The organism is Bacteroidia bacterium (assembly GCA_025056095.1).
Classification (GTDB): Bacteria; Bacteroidota; Bacteroidia; order JANWVE01; family JANWVE01; genus JANWVE01.
In genome coordinates this window covers 1-3,371 of record JANWVW010000270.1, presented here as the reverse complement: position 1 = coordinate 3,371, position 3,371 = coordinate 1, and the positions used below count along the sequence as shown (strand labels likewise).

General features: G+C 38.3%; 4 protein-coding genes. 2 read left to right on the top strand and 2 right to left on the bottom strand.

What is annotated here, in order from left to right; all coding sequences use genetic code 11:
* Window positions 1-119 precede the first annotated feature (119 nt).
* Entirely contained in the window at window positions 120-614 is a 495-nt protein-coding gene (locus NZ519_13190) for an HNH endonuclease (protein ID MCS7029709.1), read from the bottom strand.
* A gap of 133 nt (window positions 615-747) precedes the next feature.
* On the opposite strand from NZ519_13190, the gene fabD reads away from it, so the two are divergent.
* Window positions 748-1,638 carry an ACP S-malonyltransferase gene (fabD, locus tag NZ519_13185; GenBank protein ID MCS7029708.1) on the top strand — a complete coding sequence of 297 codons (891 nt, stop codon included), beginning with the start codon at window positions 748-750 and terminating at the stop codon, window positions 1,636-1,638.
* 21 nt (window positions 1,639-1,659) lie between these two features.
* Entirely contained in the window at window positions 1,660-2,589 is a 930-nt protein-coding gene (gene gldA / locus NZ519_13180) for a gliding motility-associated ABC transporter ATP-binding subunit GldA (GenBank protein ID MCS7029707.1), read from the top strand.
* 14 nt (window positions 2,590-2,603) lie between these two features.
* Here gldA and NZ519_13175 read toward each other — a convergent pair whose 3' ends face one another.
* On the bottom strand, window positions 2,604-3,311 hold the full coding sequence (locus NZ519_13175; GenBank protein ID MCS7029706.1) for an ATP-binding cassette domain-containing protein: 708 nt from the start codon (window positions 3,309-3,311) through the stop codon (window positions 2,604-2,606).
* Window positions 3,312-3,371: the final 60 nt, after the last annotated feature.

The window sequence follows — 3,371 nt, the reverse complement described above, 5'->3', positions numbered from 1 at the left end:
CGTAGCCCGTAGCACGCCGACCTTGTGGGCATGAGCGCAGCGAAATGCCCACAAGGGCACGCCCAAAAAAATTAAAATTTAGCCTTTTTCATTAAGTCAAAAAATTAAAGCCGTAAAACCTAAATGTACAAATAAGGTTTCCAGTCTTCGTGAATGGTCGTAAATTCACGTAAAAACATAAGATAATTAGGCTTGAATGGGCGGCGCAAAAGCTTCATACCTGCTTCACTTAAAAGCAAATCACCTTTCTTATGATTGCACTTGCGGCAAGCCGTTACACAATTTTCCCAACTATCTGTACCTCCCCTTGAACGAGGAATAATGTGGTCAATGGTCAAGTCTTGCTTACTCCCACAATACTGACAAGTGTTATTATCCCGCCTAAATATATTCTGCCGTGATAGTATGACCTTCTTATACGGCATCAGGATGTAACGAAACAAACGTATAATCGAAGGCATAGGATAAGTGGTATTAACTGTGTGGATAACTCTGTCCTTGCACTCTGATACTATTTCAGCTTTTCCTAAAAATACTAACACTATTGCTCTCTCTACCGAGCAAATGCTTATAGCTTGATAGTCCTGATTAAGCACTAAAACCTTGCCATACATAACGAATCAACGACAAAATTTAATCATGGTTGGTTAATAAAAAAAATTTGCTGTATTTCGCAGTTTCGCACAGCTAATATACGAAAAAAATAAATAGTATTCAAAAAAGGTAAATTATTTTATTGTAAAGTTTATGAAAAAGGCATATTTATTCCCTGGTCAAGGGTCGCAGTTTTGCGGCATGGGCAAAGACTTGTATCAAAGGTCTGAAATTGCACGTAAGCGTTTTGAACAAGCTGACCAAATATTAGGGTTCAGTTTATCTCAAATTATGTTTGAAGGCACAGCAGAAGATTTGAAACAAACACGAGTTACTCAACCTGCTATATTTTGCCATTCTGTAATTCTTGCAGAGGTTTTAGAAATTCAACCTGATATGGTTGCAGGACACAGTTTAGGAGAATTTTCGGCTTTGGTGGTCAGCAAGGTATTTTCTTTTGAAGAAGGATTGAGATTAGTAAGCTTACGTGCCCAAGCTATGCAGCAAGCTTGCGACGTTGAACCTAGCACAATGGCTGCTATTTTGGGACTATCCGATGAAAAAGTAGAAGAAATTTGCCGTAGTATCACGGACACTATAGTTGTACCTGCAAACTACAATTCTCCTGGGCAATTGGTAATATCAGGGACAATAAAAGGGGTTGAAAAAGCCATAGAACTTTGCAAAGCTGCAGGGGCTAAGCGCGCAGTTCAATTGCCTGTTAGCGGTGCTTTTCATAGCCCACTGATGGAATCTGCCCGCGCCCAACTTGCACAAGCTATTGAAAAAACAACCTTTAATGCTCCCATTTGTCCTGTATATCAAAATGTTTCCGCCAAAGCTGAAACAGATCCTGCCATAATCCGCCAAAATTTATTAGCCCAATTGACTGCACCTGTAAAATGGACACAGTCTATTCAAGCTATGGTAGCCGATGGCGCCACAGAGTTTATTGAAATAGGTCCTGGAAAAGTGCTGCAAGGCTTAGTTAAAAGTATTGCTCCTGAAATTCCTCGTTCAGGTTTTGAAAAATTACCTGAATAAAGTCTATTTTTGTCAAAAAATATGATTGTTTTGGAAAGCGTTACCAAAATATACGGCAAACAAATTGCCGTTGACAATATCTCTTTTACGGTTCAACAAGGTGAAATTTTAGGATTTTTAGGTCCTAATGGTGCAGGAAAGTCTACTACAATGAAAATGATTACAACTTATTTGACCCCCACAGCGGGTAAAATTACAGTTTGCGGATTAGACACTCAAACTCAATATATGCAGGTGCGCGAAAAAATAGGCTATTTACCTGAACATAACCCCCTGTATTTAGATATGTATGTCAAGGAATATCTTTTGTTTGTGGCAAAGATCAATCACATTCCTCGTAGAGAGGTGCGCTCGCGTATCGCAGAAATGATAGAAATATGCGGTCTAACCAAAGAACAACACAAAAAAATTGGAATGCTCTCCAAAGGCTATAGGCAGCGAGTAGGCTTAGCTCAAGCCCTGATTCACAAGCCCGACGTACTCATCTTAGATGAACCTACCACAGGACTAGACCCAAATCAGATTATTGAAATTCGTAACCTTATCAAAGAAGTTGGAAAAGAGAAAACAGTAATTTTTTCTACACACATTCTTTCAGAAGTTGAAGCTATTTGCGACAGAGTAGTTATTATCAATGAAGGAAAAATTGTAGCTAACGATACTTTGACGAACTTAAAACAAGGACTATCGGCACAAAACTACATTGAATTGGTAGTAGACTCCCAAAAACCTATTGATGTTCAAGATTTTGAGGGATTAGTTCATGTAACTAAATTAGAACGCATCAATGAGAATGTGCTACATTTATTTACACAAAATCATAAGGAAGCTGCAAAAGAATTGTTTGACCGTTGTGTACAAAAAGGATACGTAGTTATTTCTATTGGTCAGCATGAAAAGAGCATAGAGAGCTTGTTTAAGGTGTTAACGCAAAGTAGTAGATCTGAATAAGAAAAAGACACAGTTTAGTCCCAAGATTTTTGAGCTATATAGCTTTGGGAGTGCTCAATTACTTCGCCCAATCTGCACTCTAGTGTTCTGAAAGGATGCCTTTTTAAGATAGAATAGTCATGGGTAGCCAATATAATTGCTGTGCCCATTTTATGGATATTGAGCAAAATTTGAATAATTTCTTTGGATACTTCGGGATCAAGATTGCCTGTAGGTTCGTCGGCTATAATAAGTACAGGGTCGTTAATTAAAGCTCGGGCGATAACGACACGCTGCTGCTCACCCCCTGATATCTCATGGGGATAGGATAAAGCCCTTGCAGAAAGTCCTACCATCATCAACACTTGGGATATCTTGTTTTTGATTTTTACACTGTCTGTCCAGCCCGTAGCGCGTAAAGCAAATTCTATGTTTTCGCTTACATTTCTATCAGGTAAAAGTTGAAAGTCTTGAAAAATAATACCTAGCTTTCTGCGCAAATAAGGTATATCACTTTTTTTAATATTTTTGACATCAAACCCGGCTACTTTGACTTCCCCTTGGGTAGGTTTGAGTTCGCCGTATAACATTTTTAGAATAGAGCTTTTTCCTGAACCTGTTCTGCCAATCACGTAGCAGAATTCTCCTTTGTTGAGGGTAAAGCTGACGTTTTTTAATATACTACGCCCTTTTATATCAATGCTTACCTGACTGACTTGTACGACAGGTTCTTCAGAAAACATACTTCAACTTAACTTTAAGTAACTAAGCTTGCCGTATTCTAAATTTTTTATAAATTCTTT